Consider the following 17909-nt stretch of genomic DNA (forward strand, 5'->3'; position numbering starts at 1 on the left):
ACAACGAGGAGAAACCTGATGAGCACCGTCGCTGCCTACGCCGCTCCCGCACCCAAGGCACCGCTGGAGCGCACCACCATCGAACGTCGCGCGGTCGGCGCGCACGACGTCCTGATCGACATCAAGTTCGCCGGCATCTGCCACTCCGACATCCACCAGGTCGACGAGGGCTGGGGCCAGGGCATCTTCCCGATGGTCCCCGGCCACGAGATCGCCGGCGTGGTCGTCGAGGTCGGCTCCGAGGTCACCCGTCACGCCGTCGGCGACCGGGTCGGCGTCGGCTGCATGGTCGACTCGTGCCGTGAGTGCGAGTTCTGCCTGCGCGGGCTGGAGCAGTACTGCGCGAACGGCAACACCATGACCTACAACGGCATCGACCGCCGCGGCGACGTCACCTACGGCGGCTACTCGCAGCAGATCGTGGTCGACGAGAACTACGTCGTGCGCATCCCTGACGCGCTCCCGCTCGACGTGGCGGCGCCGCTGCTGTGCGCGGGCATCACGCTCTACTCGCCGCTCAAGCACTGGGGCGTCGCACCGGGCAAGAAGGTCGCCGTCGTCGGCCTGGGCGGGCTCGGTCACATGGGCGTCAAGATCGCGGCCGCGCTCGGCGCCGAGGTCACCGTGCTGTCGCAGTCGCTGCGCAAGAAGGACGACGGGCTCAAGCTCGGCGCCCAGGACTACCGCGCCACCAGCGACCCGGCCACGTTCACCGAGCTGGCCGGCAAGTTCGACGTGATCGTCTCCACGGTGTCCGCGCCGCTGGACTTCACCGCGTACCTCGGGCTGCTCAAGACCGACGGTGCCCTGGTGAACGTCGGCGCGCCGGAGGAGCCCGTCTCGATCAACCTGTTCGGGCTGCTCGGCGGCCGCAAGACGCTCGCGGGATCGATGATCGGCGGCATCGCGGAGACCCAGGAGATGCTGGACTTCTGCGCCGAGCACGGCCTGGGCGCCGAGATCGAGCTGATCAACGCCGACGAGATCAACACCGCCTACGAGCGGGTGCAGTCGAGCGACGTGCGGTACCGGTTCGTGATCGACACCGCCACGATCTGAGGACTGCGCCGTGCCCGCTCAGCTGGGCGGGCACGGCACCCCGGTCGCGTAGGCCTTCGTAGCGCCCGCGATCACCGTGTCGAGCTGCAGGAGGGTCTCCTGCAGCTCTTCGATCTGCTTCACCACCGACGAGCGGTGCCCGCGCAGCTTCGCCAGGACCTCCGGTGCCGCCACCCCCGTCACCACGCAGGGCAGCATCTCCAGGATCGACGCGCTGGAGATTCCGGCGGCGTAGAGCTGCTGGATCAGCTTGACCCGGCCGACGGCATTCTCGACGTATCGCCGTTGCCCGCTCCCGCTGCGTTCGGACGCGAGAAGGCCCTGCTCTTCGTAGTAGCGCAACGCGCGCACGCTCACGCCCGTGCGTTCCGCCAGCTCTCCGATGCGCATTGAGACCTCCGCCACAAAAGCTACCTCTGACGTCAACGTCAGGTTTCTACCTTAGCTCTCATGCTGCTCACGAGCTACGAACTCGGAAACCTGACCCTGCCGAACCGCCTCGTCATGGCGCCGATGACCCGCGCACGGGCCGTTGACGGCAAACCGACCGAGGCCACGGCCACCTACTACGCCCAACGTGCCACCGCCGGGCTCATCGTCACCGAAGGGGTGCACCCGAACGCGGTCGGCCAGGCCGGTCCGTTCATGCCCGGTGTCCACACCGACGAGCAGGTCGCGGCCTGGCGCGTGGTCACCGACGCCGTGCACGCGAACGGCGGCCGCATCTTCGCCCAACTCATGCACGGCGGCCGCATCGGTCACGCCGAGGTCGCCGGGCACCAGCCCGTGGGGCCGTCGGCGATCGCGGCCGGCACCGACGTGTTCACCCCGACCGGAATGAAGCCCGCACCGGTGCCGCGCGCGTTGTCCGCGGCCGAGGTCGCCGACCAGGTGCAGGCGTTCGGGGACGCGGCCCGCAAGGCCGTCGACGCCGGGTTCGACGGGGTCGAGCTGCACGGCGCGAACGGCTACCTGATCCAGCAGTTCCTGTCCTCCAGCGCGAACGAGCGCACCGACGGCTACGGCGGCTCGATCAGCGGCCGCATCCGGTTCGCCGTGGAAGCCGTCGAAGCGGCCGTGGACGCCATCGGCCCGGACCGCGTCGGCATCCGGCTCTCACCGGGCGGCGAGATCCAGGGCATCGTCGAGGAGAACGTGCCCGTGCTCTACGGCGAGCTGCTGAAAGCGTTGCCGGACATGGCTTACATCCACGTGCTGGCGACCGTGGACGACGAGCGGCTGATGGAGTTGCGCAAGGCGTGGCCGAGCGCGTTCATCCTCAACCCCGGCGGCCAGATCGGCCCGAACGAGAGCACGCAGGAGCAGGGGGAGCGCTGGCTCGCCAACGGCGCCGACCTGATCAGCTACGGCCGCGCCTACATCGGCAACCCCGACCTCGTCGAACGGTTCCGCCAGGGTCTGCCGCTCGCGAGCTCCGACCAGGAGACCTGGTTCCAGACGCCCGCCGGCTACGTCGACTACCCCAGCCATCAGCACTGAAGCGCGCGCAACAGGTGGTCGACGAGCCGTTCGAGGTAGTCGGGCTCGATCTCGGCCCGCCGGACCGACAGCCGCCAGTAGACCGGGGCCGCGACCAGGTCCAGGGCGATCTCGAAGTCCAGATCCGCCGGTAGTTCGCCCCGGTCGATCGCCCGCCGCAGCGTCACGGCGCCGAGCGCGCGCCGGGGTTCGCCGATCGTCGCCGCGATCGCGTCGGACAACGCCGGAGTGCGCACGGCCTCGGCGGTGAGGTCGGGCAGGATCGTGGCGAACCGGGGGTGCGTCAGCCAGTCGTGCACGGCCGTGACCGTGGCCAGCAGATCACCGCGCAACGATCCGGTGTCCGGAACCTCGGCCAGCGGCACGGAGAACTCCGACAGAGCCGCGACCACCATGTCCTGTTTGGACGGCCACCGCCGGTACAGCGCGCTCTTGCCGACCTCCGCGCGCTTGGCCACGGCCTCCATCGACAGCCGGCCGTAGCCGTGCAGGGCGAGCTCGTCGAACACGGCGTCGGTGATCGCCTGCGTCACCTGGGGCTGCAGGACGGCGGCGCCGGTCGGGGTGCGCTTGGTCATGACGCACATCATAGGACTGGACGAGACGGTCCCGTCCCGCCTAACGTTGTGGACGGGACGGGACCGTCTCGTCCATTTCTTTCTGAGGAGCTTTCGTGGACCTCATCCCGAGGGCACTGCAACTGCTGCTGGACAAGGACATGATCGGGTTCGCCGGCCTGTGGGCCGAGGACGGCGTGGCGGAGTTCCCGTTCGCCCCGCCCGGCTGGCCGGCCAGGCTGGAGGGCCGCGCGGCCGTCGAGGACTACGTGCGCGACTATCCGAAGATGCTCGACATCCAGAGCTTCCCGAAGCAGGTCGTGCACGAGAGCACCGACCCGGACGTGCTGATCGCCGAGTTCGACGCCGAGGGTGTCGTGGTCGCGACCGGCAAGCCGTACCGGACCTCCTACATCGCGGTCATCACGACCCGCGACGGCGAGATCGTGAGCTACCGCGACTACTGGAACCCGCTGCTCGCGCAGGAACTGGCATGACCGCGTTGATCATCGGGGGCACCGGGACGACCGGCAGTCGCCTCGCCTCGTTGCTGCCCGGCGCCCAGGTCGGCACCAGGAAACCGGTGCGGCCCGGCCAGGTCCGGTTCGACTGGGACGTGCCGGCGACGTTTGAACGTGCGCTGGAGGGGATAGATCGTCTTTACCTGATCCCCCCGGTCGGCGTCGTCGATCCCGCACCGGTGGTCGAGTCGCTGCTCACTCGAGCGCGGCTCGTGCGGCGAGTGGTACTGCTGAGCTCGTCCGCGGTGCCGGAGAGCGCCACGGGGATGGGCGCTCTCCCGGCGCTCGTGCGCGCCATGCCGGAGTGGGCGGTGCTGCGGCCGTCGTGGTTCATGCAGAACTTCACCGGCGACCACCTCGTCGCCCAGGGCGTCCGGTCCGGTGAGATCGTCACCGCCACCGGGGACGGCAGGGTCGGGTTCATCGACGCCGCCGACATCGCCGCGGTGGCCGCGCGGGCGTTGACGGATCCGTTGCCGCACAACACCGAGCACCTGATCACCGGTCCCGAGGCGCTCAGCTACGCCGATGCCGCCGCGATCATCACCGAGGTCACCGGGAAGCCCGTGCGGCATCGTTCGGTGAGCACAGGGGAGATGGCCGAACGGATCGCCTCGGTGCTGCCGAAGGAGTTCGCCGCCGTCCTCGCCGCGCTCGACGAGGACATCCGCGGTGGCGCGGAGGACCGGGTCACCACGACCGTCGAGGACGTGACGGGCAGGCCCGCCCGGTCGTTCCGCGACTTCGTCAGGCGAACGTCCAGCGAGTAGCGCCACCCGGACCCGCGGTGGCCACGGCGTGCGCGCCGCGCAACGTGATCCGGTAGACGTACCAGGGCCCCGCGCCTCCGCTCGGCGCCATGAAGGGCGCGGTGAAAGCCGCGCCCTCGCGTTGCGCGGGCCAGCCCGACTCGCGGTACCTCGCGGCGACCCGGTCCAAAGTGGACTCATCGCCGACCAGGTGCGCGTCGCCCTCCAGCACGAGGTCCATTCCGGTCAGCCGCACCGAGATCGTGCAGGCCGGGTTCTCCGCGAGGTTGCGCGACTTGCGCGTGTCGAGCCCGCTCACGAAGTACAGCGCCTCCTCGAACCAGATCGCGCCTATGCCGACCGAGTGCGGCCTGCCGTCCGGTCGCACGGTGTTCAGGAAGAACGGCACGTCCTTCGCCGCGGACTCGGTGGCGAGCAGTTCCTGTGCCTGGCTCCACGGCAGAGCCGCGTTGCCGTACTGGTCGAGGTTGCGGGTCTCACTCGTCGAGTTCGTCATGCAACCGCGTCGAACGGGGATCCGCGTTTTCGACGAGTCAGCGCACCGATTCGCACGGAACGATGAAGAACCAGTCGTCAGGCGCGTGCTCCAGCCGTGCCTCCGTCGCCCCCGCGGCGCATTCCGCACGGGCGTTCGCGAGGCTTTCGTCCCACGCGACGCCCGTGAGCACCGTCTTCGGTTCCCGCAGGTAGGCGAACACGCTGACCACCACGAGGAATCCGATCAGGTAACGGCTTCCGGCGACCACCGCGCGTTCCCAGGTCTTCGCCGGCGTCGCGTCGAGGCCCACGAAGATCGCGGTGAACAGGAACAGGCACGGCGCGATGCTGTAGCGCTGCGCGGCCATCACCACGTCCTCCGCCTGCACCTGCAGGACCTGCGTCCAGTTCAGCACCAGGCACGCCACGATGAGGATCACGCTGTAGGCGCTGGCGACCAGCGCGAGCGTCCGCCCGGTGCGGTCACCGAACCGCAGGCCCGCCGCGATCGGCACGGCGGCGGCCAGCAGCGAGCCGAGGATCAGCAGGTTGCCCATCGCCGGGTAGAGCTCGCTGACCCGCTCGGATCCCGTGAACGCGACCACGGGCACCCGCAGCAGGCTCGCCAGCAGCACCTGCACCGGGTCGACCTGGTCGTGCGAGTACGGCGTGCGCGACGCGAACAGCATCGTCAGCCCCTGCACGACCAGTCCGGCGAGGAACGCGATCGGCACCTCCCTGCGCGGCTGGAAGAGCCGCAGGAGCGCGATCGGCGCCAGGATGAACACCAGCGGGCTCGACAGGGCGGCGAGAACCACGAACAGCGCGATCGGCACGCGTGGGGCGTTGCGCCACAACAGCGCCCAGAAGACGCCGTAGAGCAGGAACCAGTGCAGGTTCGCCATGTTGTTCAACGTCTCGGAGTTGCCCGCCGGCAACACGATGACGAGCGCGGCCAGCGCGAACCGCATCGGTGTCGATTTCAGGTACGCCTTCGAGGCCGCGAACGTGATCAACGCGATGAGCGCCCGCAACACCGCGGCGCAGACCGCGAACCCCGCTGCCGTCCACTCCAGCGGCAGCAGCGCGACCAGCTGGGCGACCAGGCGCGGCAGCATGTGCAGGTAGCCGCCGTACGGGTCGGTCAGGTTCGTCAGCACGGGCGAGCGCACGGCGTCGACCATGAACCGGGCGCCGTCCTCGGCCCACAGGTGGTCGAGCCGGGACCAGCCGGCCGGGATGAGCAGCAGGAACGCCATCGCGGCGAGAAACCCGCCCAGGAGCCCCAGCCACGCCAGTTCGTGCCGCGGTTCGTCCGGCACCGGCAGCACGCTGTCCGCGAGCGCCTTGGGCCGTTGCACCGTGAAAGCCATCAGTCGGTCCCCCGTGTCCGATTTCGAGCCAGGGGAGAACGTAGCCGGTCAGGGCCGGACGAGGTCCGGCAGGCGCTCGTAGGCGGCCCACTGCTCCGCGGAGACCGTGCTGATCTGGGACGAGTTCAGCGCCGCGAGCTCGGTCGAGTTGACCACCCACAGCTTGCCGTCGAGCAGCAGCCCGACCGCGCCGTCCGGGTTGCTCACCGCGGGCGCGCCGGCCGGGACCTTGGCCGTGAGCTTGAACGAGTCGACGCCCTGCGGACGGGTGCCGAGCACGCCGCGGGAGAACTTCTCGGCCACCGAGCGGCGTTCGAACCGCATCAGGTTGCCGCCCGCTACGACGTCGAGCGTGCGCTCCGGGGACGGCACCGCGAAGCCGTTGAGAACCCTCGCCTCGGCCGCGGTGGCGCATCCCCTGATGCCCCTCACGTCGATGCCGAAGTGGGAGATGTTCGTCGGTCCCGCCGGGCCTTCGACGGTGCCGCGCAGCACGTCGATCGCGACTCGGCCGCACGGGTCCTTGGCGTTGATCGGCGCGTGGCCCTCCGGCGTGCGCAGGAGGCCGGGGCCTTCCCTCCACGGGCCGGGGATCAGCACCGGTTCGAACGGGTGGCGGGTGAAGTCCCTGTTCCAGAACGTGATGGTGGTGCCGTTGTCGGTCTCGTGGGCGATGGCGAACGACGACACCGCGTCGATCCACATCCAGTCCGAGCTGAACGCCTCGACCACCGACCGGGTGCGCGGCCCGTTGTTCGACGTCACCGGCTTGAAGCCCTGCTTGCCGAGCGCCTCGACGCCCTTGGCGAACGTCGGGTCCTTCGAGCGCAGCACGTACTGCCCGGCGCCGTTCTGGTGCGAGGCGAGGCCGGTGGTGTCGGTGAACATCAGGTACACCCAGCCGTCGAGGTAGATCGCCGACTGCTGGCCCGCGCCGTAGGTGTTCTCGCGGATGATGTCGCCGGCCGGGCCGAGGATCGACTGACCGCCGTTCTCCCGCGTCCAGGTGATGCCGTCCTTGCTGGACGCGACGCCCGCAGAGCTGCCGTTCGCGTGGTTGTCCCGCGACGCGCCCGTGTAATACATGTAATAGACGTCGCCGATCTTGATCAACGACGGGTCGCACGTGTGCATGGCGTCGAAGCTGCCGCCACTGCCCGAGAACACCGGGACCGCCGTCGAGAACGGCCCACCGACGCCCGGACCCTCGCTGTAGAGGATGTCGTCGCCGCCGGGTGGGGCCGCGCTCAGCTGGCTGCACCACCACGCGCGCACCTTGCCGTTGTCGAGCATCACGGCGGGCGCGTAGTTGTACGGCGCGTCACCGGCTCCGGCGATCACCGTGCCGCCGCTCTGGCGGCCGTTGTCGAGCGCGAGCTTGAGCTTGTCCCTGGGCGGCGGTGCCGGTGCCGGGTCCTTCGACGACGTGGGCTTCTTCTGGTCCGACGGTGCTCCGACCGGGTCGCCGACCGCCGCGTTGGTGCACGCTGTAACCGCACTGACCAGCGCGAGCGCAGCGAGTAACGCGAGAGGTCGACGACTCAGGGGCACTCACCCATCATAGTGATCAGGTCCTCCGTACGGGTGAAGTGCGTTGGCGCAAACCGATTCATGCTCTCTCGATTAGCCCTTCTCGTGGCCGTGACGAGCGCGATTCCGCTGCCCAAGAGCACAATTTCGGCGGTTTGAGGCGCCAAGGGAGACGCACCGGTGTTAGCCGGCTTTGTCGCCGAACGTGTGTGGTGGCACCAGGTCCCCAGAGGTCTGCGCGACCGATGGCAGTCGAGCCGGGCCGGGCTGCTGCGGCAGTGCTGAGCAGGACGAACCCGCGGGCAGCGGGAGTCGTCGAGCCCGTCGCCGGCCCCGTAGAACCCGGCGAACGCCTCGGCGTTGGTGACCGTGCGCTTCGCGTCTGTGACGGTGAGCACACCCGTGTCGTCGGCGGAGAGCCTGCCTTCACCTCAGCCGGCCGGTGGGTGTTCGCGGACCGCGCAGCGGCGGCGGCGCAGGTTCGCCGGTGCCAGGTCGCCGTGCACGAATCCCGTCACCTCCGGCAGGTCCACGAACCGTTGCAGGACCTGCGAGGCTTGGCGCGTTCGTCGGCGTCGAGCAGCGGTTCATCAATCAGCGCACCGAGTTCGGCGTCCGGTTCCACTGCGGCGAGCGCGTCCAGCACCCCGCGGACGGCCTCGTCGCTCGCGGTCTCCGCGGGGGAACCGGGCGACCTACTTCCCGTGCACCACAACGGCATCGTTGAACGTGCCGCGCGCCAGTTCCGCGCCCGGCGTCCTGGGCAGGTCCTCGATCGTCATCAGCTGCCCAGGTAACGGACGACGGCCATCACGCGGCGGCTCACGCCGGACGAGCCGGAGAGGCCGAGCTTGTCGAAGATGGCGTTGATGTGCTTCTCCGCGGCGCTCTGCGAGATGTGCAGCTGCGTGGAGATGCGGGCGTTCGTGAGGCCTTGGGCCATCAGTTCGAGGACGTCCTTCTCCCTCGCCGTCAGCGTTTCGAGCGGGTCGACGTGGGTGGTCCTGGTCAGCAGCCTGCGCACGACCTCCGGGTCGAACGCCGCGCCGCCCGCCGCGACCCTGTCCAGCGCCTCCAGGAACTCGTCCACCTGCGCCACGCGGTCCTTGAGCAGGTAGCCGACCTTGCCGCCGGTGCTGGTGATCAGCTCGGTGGCGTAGCGGTTCTCGACGTACTGGGACAGCACGAGGACGCTGACCTCCGGCCACCGCTCGCGGATCTCCAGCGCGGCGCGCATGCCGTCGTCCTTGTGGTCCGGCGGCATCCGGACGTCGGTGACCACGATGTCCGGCCGGTGCTCCTCGGTGGCCCTGATCAGTTCCGGCGCGGTGCCGACGGCGGCCACGACGTCGTGCCCCTCCTCGGCGAGCAACCGGATCAGGCCCTCGCGCAGCAGCGTCGAGTCCTCGGCCAGGATCACTCGCACGGCAACCTCGCGTAGATCGTGGTGGGACCGCCTTCAGGACTGGTGACCTCGAACGTCCCGTCCACCGCCTTGACCCTCCTGGCCAGCCCGGACAGCCCGGTGCCGGTGGGATCCGCGCCTCCGAAGCCGTCGTCCCACACCATCACCGTGATGTCGCCCGGCGCCGGCCAGACGGAGATCTCCACGACCGTCGGATCGGCGTGCTTGGCCGCGTTGTTGACCGCTTCGGACGCCACGAAGTAGATCACCGTCTCCAGTGCCGTGCCCGGCGACGACTTGAGCTCGTTGCTGATCTCGACGCGCACGCTCGACCGCTCCGCCAGCACCTCGAGCGCCGTTTCCAGCCCCGAGTCGTCGAGCACGGCGGGGTAGACGCGGGTGGCGACCTCGCGCAGTTCGTCGATGGCCTCGCTCGCCGTGAGATGCGCCTGCTGCAGCAACTCCTGCAACTGCTCCTCACCCTTGGCCCGTCGAGCCCTGCCGATCAGCATGCCGAGCGCGACGAGCCGCTGCTGAACGCCGTCGTGCAGGTCGCGTTCGATGCGCCGGCGCTCGTCGTCGATCGCCTCGATCACCTCGGCCCGCGTGCTCGTCAGCTCCGCGACCCGTTGCCGCAGCAGGGTCTGCTGACTCGTCCCGAGCATCGCGGTGGCGAGCCAGCGGTCCAGCACCGCCACCCCGACCACCCCGGCCGTGGTCACGAAGATGACCAGCGCACCCGGAATCGCCACCAGCGCGATCAGTTCGAGGGTGACGCGATCCCCGTCCTTGATCAGGCCCCAGTCGCCGTCGAAGAGCCACGCCGTCACCATCGAGATGGCGACGGCGTACCAGAACGCCAGCATCGAGATCACGCCCGCGCCGAGCGTGCCGACCAGCCACCGCACCGCGAGGTAACGACGGCATCCCTTTCGCGTCAGCGGGTTCGTGTGCACGGCCCGGTCGAACCGCGCGATCCGGCCCAACTCGTATTCGGTCTGCCCGACCACTCCCACGTCGACGGCCGCGGCGGCGAGCCCCAGCAGCCCCGTCACCGAACCGATCGTGAGCCCGGCGAGCATCCGGAACCAGCCGCGCACCAGCGAACCCGCACTGAGCTGCCCCTCCTGATGCACATTCGCCACCGTACTGGCCTGCCTGATCCCGGGCATTGCGGTTTACCGCAGTATCGCCCTGCGGTTTCCCCCACGATTCCCGACGGACAACCTCATGGTCCCGCCCGTCACCCATTCCTAACGTGGATCCCGACCGAATCGCCTTTGTGTGAAGGGAAATCCAATGCTGGCTGAATGGGCCGTCTCGCTGATGGAGTCACTGGGAGGAGTGGGCGCGGCCGTCGTCGTGGGCCTGGACAACCTGTTCCCGCCCATCCCGAGCGAACTGGTGCTGCCCCTGGCCGGCTTCTCCGCGAGCAAAGGCGTGTTCAGCCTGCCCGCGGCCCTGTTCTGGACCACTCTCGGCTCCGTGGCGGGAGCCGTCATCGTCTACCTGGCGGGCATGCTCCTGGGCCGCACCAGAACTCGCGCGCTGGTGGCCCGAATCCCGCTGGTCCGCGTATCGGACTTCGACAAGACCGAAGCCTGGTTCACCCGTCACGGCACCAAGGCCGTGTTCTTAGGACGAATGGTGCCGCTGTTCCGCAGCTTCATCTCGCTGCCCGCGGGCGTGGAACGCATGAACTTCCCGAAGTTCCTCGCGCTCACCACACTGGGCAGCCTGATCTGGAACACCATCTTCGTAGGCGCCGGCTACGTGCTGGGAGAGAACTGGCACCGAGTCGAGTCCTATGCGGGAGTCTTCCAAAAGCTCGTGATCGCCGCGGTAGCCGTCGCCATCACGCTCTTCGTCGTCACCCGCCTGCGCCAGCGCTCCTCGGGCGACCCGGAGGCGACGGCCGTCTTACCGCGCGTGAAGCGCTGACGCCGCCCCGCACGTCACAGGACGAGCAGCTGGCCGAGCACCGCGGCCGGCACCGCGAGCAGGTACAGCACGACCGGCCGTCGTGGCGGGGAAGCAGGAGGCCGGACCAGCTCGCCGCGTTCCCGCCCGGTCCGCAGCGCTTCCATCAGGGCGGCCCGGTTGCGTCCCTTGCGCGCGGCATAGCTCTTGGAGATCTTCGACCACAGCCAGGCGTTGTCGAACTCCCACTCCTCCTCGCCGCCGTCGGCGAAGATGATGTGGATGCGGTTGAACTCCTCGTCGAACTTGGCGATGGAATCCCAGCGATACACCGACATCGTGAACGACCGGACCACGGCGAGCCCGCCATCGTTCCACCGCAGCCGAGGCCGGAGGCCGGACCGCCAGATCATTTCGAGCAGCGGCAGCGCGATCACGAGGATCAGCGCCCACGGGGGAACCCAGGCGGGCAACCGCACCAGTTCCGCCGCGGGCACGACGGCCGCGCCCGCGGTCAGCACGACCGCCGCGAAGTAGTTGATGAGGGCACTGCGCCGAATCTCGTGCAACGTTCTCCCAATCGCGGAACGGGGCCGGCGGACACGTCCGCCGGCCCCACCCTACTCAACCGTTCTCACCAGCAAGACCTGGCGACCATCAGCGGTAACGCGCCCTGAAACGCTGCTGGGTGTTGTATTTCCCGCGTTGCTTCAACGCCCACATGAGACCGGGCTTGAACTGCGCTCGCGCGTTCTTGTACTTGCTGAACAAGCCGCCCTTGTGAGAGCGCGCCACAGGCCACTTCTTGGCCGCGTACTTGGAGATCGCGAACCCGCGAAGGCCGGTGATGGCACCTGAGATTCCTCCTCGCACGACGTGACCCCACACGTTCTCGCTGCGGCGGTTGACGTACCAGTTCGCTGCGCCGAGGCTCGCGCCGACCGCGAAGCCGACGCCGACGGCACAGCCGATGCCGGCGGTGCCGACACAGACCGCGCCGACCACGAGTCCCGTCGCGATGCCGCGCACGTACTTGTTGTCGAGCGCTTTCTTCGCGAAGTTCTTCGTCGCGTTCCACGCCTTGCCCCAGTCCGGCCACTGGCCGTCGAGGTCGGTGTCGTTGATCGGGTCGCCGTTGACGTAGTCGTAGTCGTTGGCAGACCCGCCGTCCACCGGGTCGACGGACAGGAACCGGCCGAGCAGCGGGCTGTACGGACGGGAGCCCATCTGCACCAGGGACAGCGCACCGGCGTGCTCGTACGGGCGTTGGTGCTGTCCGAGCCAGCCGTTGTCCATCTGACCGGGCTGGTTGTCCGGCACGTTGTCCGTGTCGACCGTGCCGTCGGCCTTCACCGGCTCGCCGAACGGCGTGTAGCGCCGCAGATCGCCGACCTGGTTGCCCGCCGCGTCCGTGGTGAGCGTCAGGTCGCCGCGCACCGTCGGGTGGTCGTGCGTGCGCACGTCACCCGCGATGGTCAGCAGCACACCGCCGGGCAGTGAGATGGAACGCGACAGCAGCTTCTTCGTCCCGTCGAGGACGAGGTCGGCGGTGTCACCGGAGGCGGTGTAGCCGTAGAGCAGCACCGAGTGCTGGTCGCCCTGCGACGCACCGCGCCGGACGATCCGGTCGGTGGCGTCGCGCAGGTACGAGACATCCGCCGGATCCGCTCCGACCGAACGCGCGCCGATGCTGCGGCCCGCGCCGTCCCACGACAGGTGGGTGGTCGACCCGCCCGTCGTGTACTCCAGGGTGTTGCCTTCGCTGTCGTACTTGACGTTCGTGACCGCCGAGGCGCCCACGGTGCCGAGCAGCCGGTCCGCCGCGTCGTAGCAGTAGCCGGTCTCCGCGGTGCCCGCTGCCGTCTCGTCGATCAGCTTGACCCTGTTCGTGTTCAGGCCCGCGTTGCCCACGGCACCGGACGTACAACCCGCGGGCGCGCCCGACGTGAAGTCGTAGGTGTAGTGGTGACCCGGCACCCACGCCTCGGTCAACCGGCCGGCCGCGTCGTAGACGTAGTTCGGCTGGCCGGGGCGGGCGTCCACGCCACCGAGGCTCTCGTCGACGATCGTGCCCGCACGGCTGCGGGTCACCGCCGATGTCACCTCGGCACCGGAGGCCGTCCGCCACGTGAGCGAGACGTCCCTGCCCGCCGCGTCCCTGCCGATCGCCGCCAGCGACGTGCCGTTGGAGTACGACACCGACGCCAGCTGGCCCGCGGCGTTGTGGGTGGACGTCGCCAGCACCGAACCGTTGAGCGACGTGGTCTTCAGACGCCCCGCGTCGTCGTAAGTGAAGGTGCTGGTCTGCGCCGCGTCGATCGGCGGGACGACCTTCTCGGAGACCGAACGCCCGAGCTGGTCGTACTTCGACTCCGTGCGCACACCGTTGACGTCGGTGTGCTCGACGACCCGGCCGAGCAGGTCGATCTTCGTGGTGACCGTGCCGGTGTGGTCGGTCACCGAGGAGACCAGCGGATCACCGCCGACGGCGTGGTTCGTGGTGACGGTCCGTTCGCCCGACGAGGGGTTCGCCGGATACCTGACCGACACGACGCGGTCGCGCTCGTCGTAGGTGGTGCACTTCCACTTGCCGGCCACACCGTCCGCGACGACCCGGCCGGACGCGTCGAACACCTGCTCGTCCGAGCGACCGGACGCCAGCTGGGTCTGCTTGGCCATGCCGCCCTGGTTGATCGCCTCGACCGCCGGGGTGCAGGGGTTGTCCCGCGTCTCGGTGTCGCCGTAGAACGAGTAGACGGACTGCGCGCCGTTGGGCATGGTCTTGCCGGTCTTGCGCAGGTAACCCGAGCCCACCGCCTCGTAGCCGGTGCGGCTGGTGAAGCCCGCCGTCACGATGCTGGTCGCGAGTCCGTAGGCGGCGTCCAGGCCGTTCTCGGTGTACTTCGTCGTCGAGACGGAGTCGGGCACCCCGTTCGACTCGTCGCCGACCGTCGAGGTGGTCAGGCCGTACTTCGGCTTGAGACTCGTGGCGGGCACGACCTGCTGGGTGCCACCGGGGGTGGTCCAGTGCAGTTCGAGCTGTGCCAGCGAGACCAGGTCGTAGTAGTCGATCCGGATCTTCTTGGCGGCGCCCGCCGACGGGCTGTTGACCGTCGCCTCGCGCCACTTCGCGCCGGTGTCGATCCAGTCGTCGATGACGCTCTGGTCGTCGACGAACACCCGGACGCCGTCGTCCGCCACGACGCGGAGCTTGTAGTTGCCCGCCTCGGGGAACACGATGTCGCCGGTGGCCCGCAGCGAGAAGTTCTCCGCGGGGATGCCCGTGACCGGCGCGCTCTCGCCCCAGTTCCGGGCGAACGTGCCGTCCGCGGCCAGACCCGTCTGGTACACCTTCGGCGCCCCGACGAGGTCCTTGTTGTCGTAGAACGACACGGCGAGACCGTTGAGGCCCTCGTCGTAGTTCGTCTTCGTGTGCGGCACGGTCGCCGCGCACTCCGGCTTGGGCAGTTGGCCGTTGAAGCACGACGCGGGCGCCGGGCCGTACTTGTCGGTCGGCCGATCCTGGGCGTCGTACACCGTGGTCGACACGCGGCCCGCGCCGTCCGTGGTGGTCAGCTCCTGGTCCTTCACGCTCCAGGTCGTCGACGCGGTCTTGCCGGTGGCGTCCGTGCTGGACAGCAACCGGAAGGCGTCGTCGTAGACCACCTTCGTGACGAACCCGATGGCCGGACTCAGCCCGTCAGCGTCCACATAGGACGTGCGGTTGGCCGGGTCGTAGCGGAAGCCGTGCCTGGTGCGTTCCACGTCGGCCGAGGCCTTCGGCTGGAACACCTGGCGGGCGAGCGGCTTCGGCACCGTGTGGTCGACGTAGTGGACGATGTAGCTCGCCCTGTCGTTGTTGCGGTTCGCCGGGTCCTGCGCGACCCAGTCGACTGCCTTGCCCTCGCGCAGACCGTCGAGCAGGCCGTTGGACGTGAAGCTGAACTCCGTGACGTCCGTGCCGGGGTCCTCGACCCTGACCAGGCTTCCGCGGTGGTAGAACAGCTTCGTCTGGCTGCCGTCCCAGTACTCGATCCGGCACAGCATCTGCGACGGGGGCAGGCGTTCCGCGTCAGGCGGAACGGTGGCGCCCGCGTAGCAGTCGTCGCCCGGCCGGTTGTAGTGCAGCTTGTGCGAACGGCCGGAGACCGGGTCCCTGATCTCCTTCAACCGTGACGGAGAACCGTTGTAGAGGTTCTGCAACGCCGACGGCTTGCGGGAGTCCGTCGCGGTGGACTGCGACTCCAGCTTGCCCTCGGAGTTGAACACGTACACGTCGGTGCCGTAGGTCAGCGTGACGCGGCCGGCGGTGTCGAGCGCGATGACGCCTTCCTCGCCGTGGGGCGGTGTGTAGCCACCGGTCGACTTCTTGGTCCACGTGTGCTTCGCGCCGGTGCCGTCGGTCAGGACGATGTTCTGGTCGGTGACCTTGGCCTCGGTGAAGCTCGTGCCGCTGCCGTCCAGGTCGGCGCTCAGCGTCCAGCCCTTGGGCAGTGCGGGCAGGTCGGAGGAGTGCAGCCAGTCGGCGGGGACGATCTGCTCCGGCACCGTGGTGCCGTCCGAGGTGCGGGTGAACAGGCGCAGGTAGGCGGCACCGGTGACCTCGGCCAGTTCGACCTTGATCGGCACGCGCTGGCCGGCGGTCAACTGGACCTCCGTCGCCATGCCCCAGTTGACGTTGCTGCAGCAACCCTGGTCGTAGACCGAGTTCCCGTTGATCCACACCCGGAGCCGGTCGTCGTGCACACCGGCGAACTGGTACCTGCCGGTCGCCGGAGCCTGGAAGAAGCCTTCCCAGCGCGCGACGAACCAGTCCTTCTCGAGCACCGGGGCGAACGGTGAGGTGTCGCCCCAGTCGACGTTGACCTGAGGCTCGGTGCGCACCAGCACGGGTTGCTGCTGCGCGCCGATCTCGCCGTTGCGCGACAGATCCGGGTAGTACGACGCCCGCAGGCCCTTCTGCTCCTGCTGCTGCGAGTTGTAGGTCATCGTCAGGCCCGCTGTGCCGCCGACCGTGGTGAACGTCGGCGACTCGACCGACGTCGTCACGTTGCCGTTGGCCAGGTTCACCGAGATCGGGCCGAGCGTGTCCACCGGCGCGGGGCCGCGGTCACCGATGCGCTGGTCGACCTTGAGGTGGAAGACCGCGCTCGGGATCGTCGACGTGGTACCGCTGAACGCCTTCGCCTGCCACGTGTACGCCACACCGTCCTGGAGGATGCCCGGCGGCACCGTCCACTTCGGAGTGTCGAGGCAGCCGGAGTCGACCACCACACCGGACTTCGCGTCCGAGCCGGTCGCGACGGTGAAGCAGTACTTCACCGGCTCGCCGTCCGGGTCGCTGACCGGGTTGACGTGCAGCGTCGGCGTGGTCTCGGTGATCACGGCGTGGTCGGCCGGACCGACCAGCGTGGGTGCGGGCGGTGCGGAACCGGTGTCCACGGTCAGCGTCGCGGTGGCGTTCTTGTAGGTCCAGACGCCCGGCGCTTCGTGACCCACGACCATGAACGTCGCCATGTGCCGGATGTCCGCGATGTGCTGCAGGAAGCTGACCAGGCTGTCCCCGGTGAGCGTGCCGACCTGGCCGAAGTTCCCGGTCGCCAGGTAGCCGCCCAGACCGTTGAAGTCCAGCGCGGACGCGTGGTACAGGTGCGCGGGCCAGGTCTTGTCGGGGCTCTGCGGGGAGCGCTGGTTCTGCAGGTCCAGCTTCGCGCCCACGATCCGCTTGCCGTACAACGACTCGTAGTTGAAGCGGATCGAGCTGCGCCAGTACTTGTCGCCGCGGTCCTGGACGTTGCCGAGCTGGACGCCGCAGTTGGCGCACTCGTAGCCGTCGGACTTGTAGGACTCGGCGTAGGCGACACCAAACGTGAACGTCGGGTCGACGCTGACCGGGTAGACCCGCTTCGGGTCCTTGAGCCACGCGTCGTCCACGGCGACCGTGAGCACCCAGTCGTTGCCTGCCTTCTCGACCGTGTAGGTGCCACCGGTCTGTGCGGGCGCGACGGTGTCACCGTCGCCGGCCGAGTCCCACGTGACGATCGGCGGCATCACGATCTTCGGCGTGCCCTGGGCGTCCCGCAGCTCGACCGTGCCCTGCTCCGTCACGGCCGGGACGAGGTTGCCCGTCTTGAGGACGAACCGCCACCTGTTGGCGGAGGGGACCTTCTTGAGCTTGATGGTCTCCTTGACCGAACCCGGCGTGACCTCGTAGGTCAGGTCGGTGTCCGCGGCGACGTCGGTGTACTCCGCCGTCTTGTCCGAGACCTTGGCCGTGCTCCTGGCCTTCTGCTCCGGAGCCAGCGAGACCTTGTGGCCGTCGAACTCGACGTTCACGAGGTTCGGGTCGTCCGCCGCCGCCGCGAGCGACGGCTTGAGCGGGTGCTGCTTCGCCCTGACCCGGCGCGTCGGCACGTCGGCCGTCAGCGTCGTGTCGATCTTCTGCCACTCACCCCTGGCGTCCTTGACGTTCAGCGGGTCGGTGGACTGCCTGATGCTCCGCGTGCCGTCCGGGTTCGTGTACTCCTCGACGAACATGGACTTCGAGGCGATCTTGGACTTCTCCGGGTCGAAGCTCGACCCTTCCCGCTTGGCCAGCGGCCCGAAGTCCGCCTTCGGATCGGCCGGTGCGGTGGCCGGCGCCTGCTTGACGTCGGCACCCTTCAGGACCGGCAGGGAAGCCGGATCGACCGCCGTCACCTTGGGCGGCGGCGCGGCGAACGCCGGTACGGACACCAGCGAGAACGTAAGTGCTGCAACGAGCGTCGCGGCAATGCTCCGTGTTCTTCGCACACGGA

General features: G+C 69.1%; 15 protein-coding genes. 6 read left to right on the forward strand and 9 right to left on the reverse strand.

The features are described from left to right. Positions 1-18: 18 nt before the first annotated feature. Positions 19-1059, forward strand: a complete 1041-nt coding sequence (locus tag SK854_RS27245) for an NAD(P)-dependent alcohol dehydrogenase (RefSeq protein WP_402909205.1) — start codon at positions 19-21, stop codon at positions 1057-1059. Positions 1060-1077: 18 nt separating this feature from the next. Here SK854_RS27245 and SK854_RS27250 read toward each other — a convergent pair whose 3' ends face one another. Then, positions 1078-1449, reverse strand: coding sequence for a MerR family transcriptional regulator (locus SK854_RS27250; protein ID WP_319977960.1), 372 nt, complete (start codon positions 1447-1449; stop codon positions 1078-1080). A 60-nt stretch (positions 1450-1509) separates the two neighbouring features. On the opposite strand from SK854_RS27250, the gene SK854_RS27255 reads away from it, so the two are divergent. Further along, on the forward strand, positions 1510-2559 hold the full coding sequence (locus tag SK854_RS27255) for an alkene reductase (protein ID WP_319977961.1): 1050 nt from the start codon (positions 1510-1512) through the stop codon (positions 2557-2559). Here SK854_RS27255 and SK854_RS27260 read toward each other — a convergent pair. After that, positions 2550-3137, reverse strand: coding sequence for a TetR/AcrR family transcriptional regulator (locus tag SK854_RS27260; protein ID WP_319977962.1), 588 nt, complete (start codon positions 3135-3137; stop codon positions 2550-2552). The genes SK854_RS27255 and SK854_RS27260 overlap by 10 nt on opposite strands. Positions 3138-3232: 95 nt before the next feature. On the opposite strand from SK854_RS27260, the gene SK854_RS27265 reads away from it, so the two are divergent. Together SK854_RS27265 and SK854_RS27270 are read left to right on the forward strand one after the other, a co-directional pair. Further along, on the forward strand, positions 3233-3613 hold the full coding sequence (locus SK854_RS27265) for a nuclear transport factor 2 family protein (protein ID WP_319977963.1): 381 nt from the start codon (positions 3233-3235) through the stop codon (positions 3611-3613). Further along, the gene (locus tag SK854_RS27270; RefSeq protein WP_319977964.1) at positions 3610-4407 is read left to right on the forward strand and encodes an NmrA family NAD(P)-binding protein; all 798 of its coding nucleotides are present in this window, start codon (positions 3610-3612) and stop codon (positions 4405-4407) included. The genes SK854_RS27265 and SK854_RS27270 overlap by 4 nt, the downstream gene beginning before the upstream one ends. On the opposite strand, the gene SK854_RS27275 is transcribed toward SK854_RS27270, so the two are convergent. Genes SK854_RS27275 through SK854_RS27285 form a run of 3 tightly spaced genes read right to left on the reverse strand, consistent with a single transcriptional unit; the run spans position 4385 to position 7808 of the window. Next, entirely contained in the window at positions 4385-4903 is a 519-nt protein-coding gene (locus SK854_RS27275) for a pyridoxamine 5'-phosphate oxidase family protein (protein WP_319977965.1), read from the reverse strand. The two genes, SK854_RS27270 and SK854_RS27275, sit on opposite strands and share 23 nt — an antisense overlap. A 37-nt stretch (positions 4904-4940) precedes the next feature. Then, positions 4941-6257 carry a hypothetical protein gene (locus SK854_RS27280; RefSeq protein ID WP_319977966.1) on the reverse strand — a complete coding sequence of 439 codons (1317 nt, stop codon included), beginning with the start codon at positions 6255-6257 and terminating at the stop codon, positions 4941-4943. A gap of 48 nt (positions 6258-6305) precedes the next feature. Beyond that, the gene (locus SK854_RS27285) at positions 6306-7808 is read right to left on the reverse strand and encodes a beta-xylosidase (RefSeq protein ID WP_319977967.1); all 1503 of its coding nucleotides are present in this window, start codon (positions 7806-7808) and stop codon (positions 6306-6308) included. Positions 7809-8032: 224 nt separating this feature from the next. Between SK854_RS27285 and SK854_RS27290 the strand changes: the two genes are divergently transcribed. Further along, the gene (locus SK854_RS27290; protein ID WP_319977968.1) at positions 8033-8584 is read left to right on the forward strand and encodes a hypothetical protein; all 552 of its coding nucleotides are present in this window, start codon (positions 8033-8035) and stop codon (positions 8582-8584) included. Here SK854_RS27290 and SK854_RS27295 read toward each other — a convergent pair. Next, positions 8569-9213 carry a response regulator transcription factor gene (locus SK854_RS27295; protein ID WP_319977969.1) on the reverse strand — a complete coding sequence of 215 codons (645 nt, stop codon included), beginning with the start codon at positions 9211-9213 and terminating at the stop codon, positions 8569-8571. The two genes, SK854_RS27290 and SK854_RS27295, sit on opposite strands and share 16 nt — an antisense overlap. Next, positions 9204-10328 carry a sensor histidine kinase gene (locus SK854_RS27300; RefSeq protein ID WP_319977970.1) on the reverse strand — a complete coding sequence of 375 codons (1125 nt, stop codon included), beginning with the start codon at positions 10326-10328 and terminating at the stop codon, positions 9204-9206. Before SK854_RS27300 ends, SK854_RS27295 begins: the two co-directional genes overlap by 10 nt. A gap of 163 nt (positions 10329-10491) precedes the next feature. Between SK854_RS27300 and SK854_RS27305 the strand changes: the two genes are divergently transcribed. Continuing rightward, positions 10492-11133 carry a DedA family protein gene (locus tag SK854_RS27305; RefSeq protein ID WP_319977971.1) on the forward strand — a complete coding sequence of 214 codons (642 nt, stop codon included), beginning with the start codon at positions 10492-10494 and terminating at the stop codon, positions 11131-11133. Positions 11134-11147: 14 nt separating this feature from the next. Here SK854_RS27305 and SK854_RS27310 read toward each other — a convergent pair whose 3' ends face one another. Beyond that, the gene (locus tag SK854_RS27310) at positions 11148-11681 is read right to left on the reverse strand and encodes a hypothetical protein (protein WP_319977972.1); all 534 of its coding nucleotides are present in this window, start codon (positions 11679-11681) and stop codon (positions 11148-11150) included. An 88-nt stretch (positions 11682-11769) separates the two neighbouring features. Further along, entirely contained in the window at positions 11770-17847 is a 6078-nt protein-coding gene (locus SK854_RS27315) for a PA14 domain-containing protein (protein WP_319977973.1), read from the reverse strand. Positions 17848-17909: the final 62 nt, after the last annotated feature.

This window comes from Lentzea sokolovensis, assembly GCF_033949975.1.
GTDB lineage: Bacteria > Actinomycetota > Actinomycetes > Mycobacteriales > Pseudonocardiaceae > Lentzea > Lentzea sokolovensis.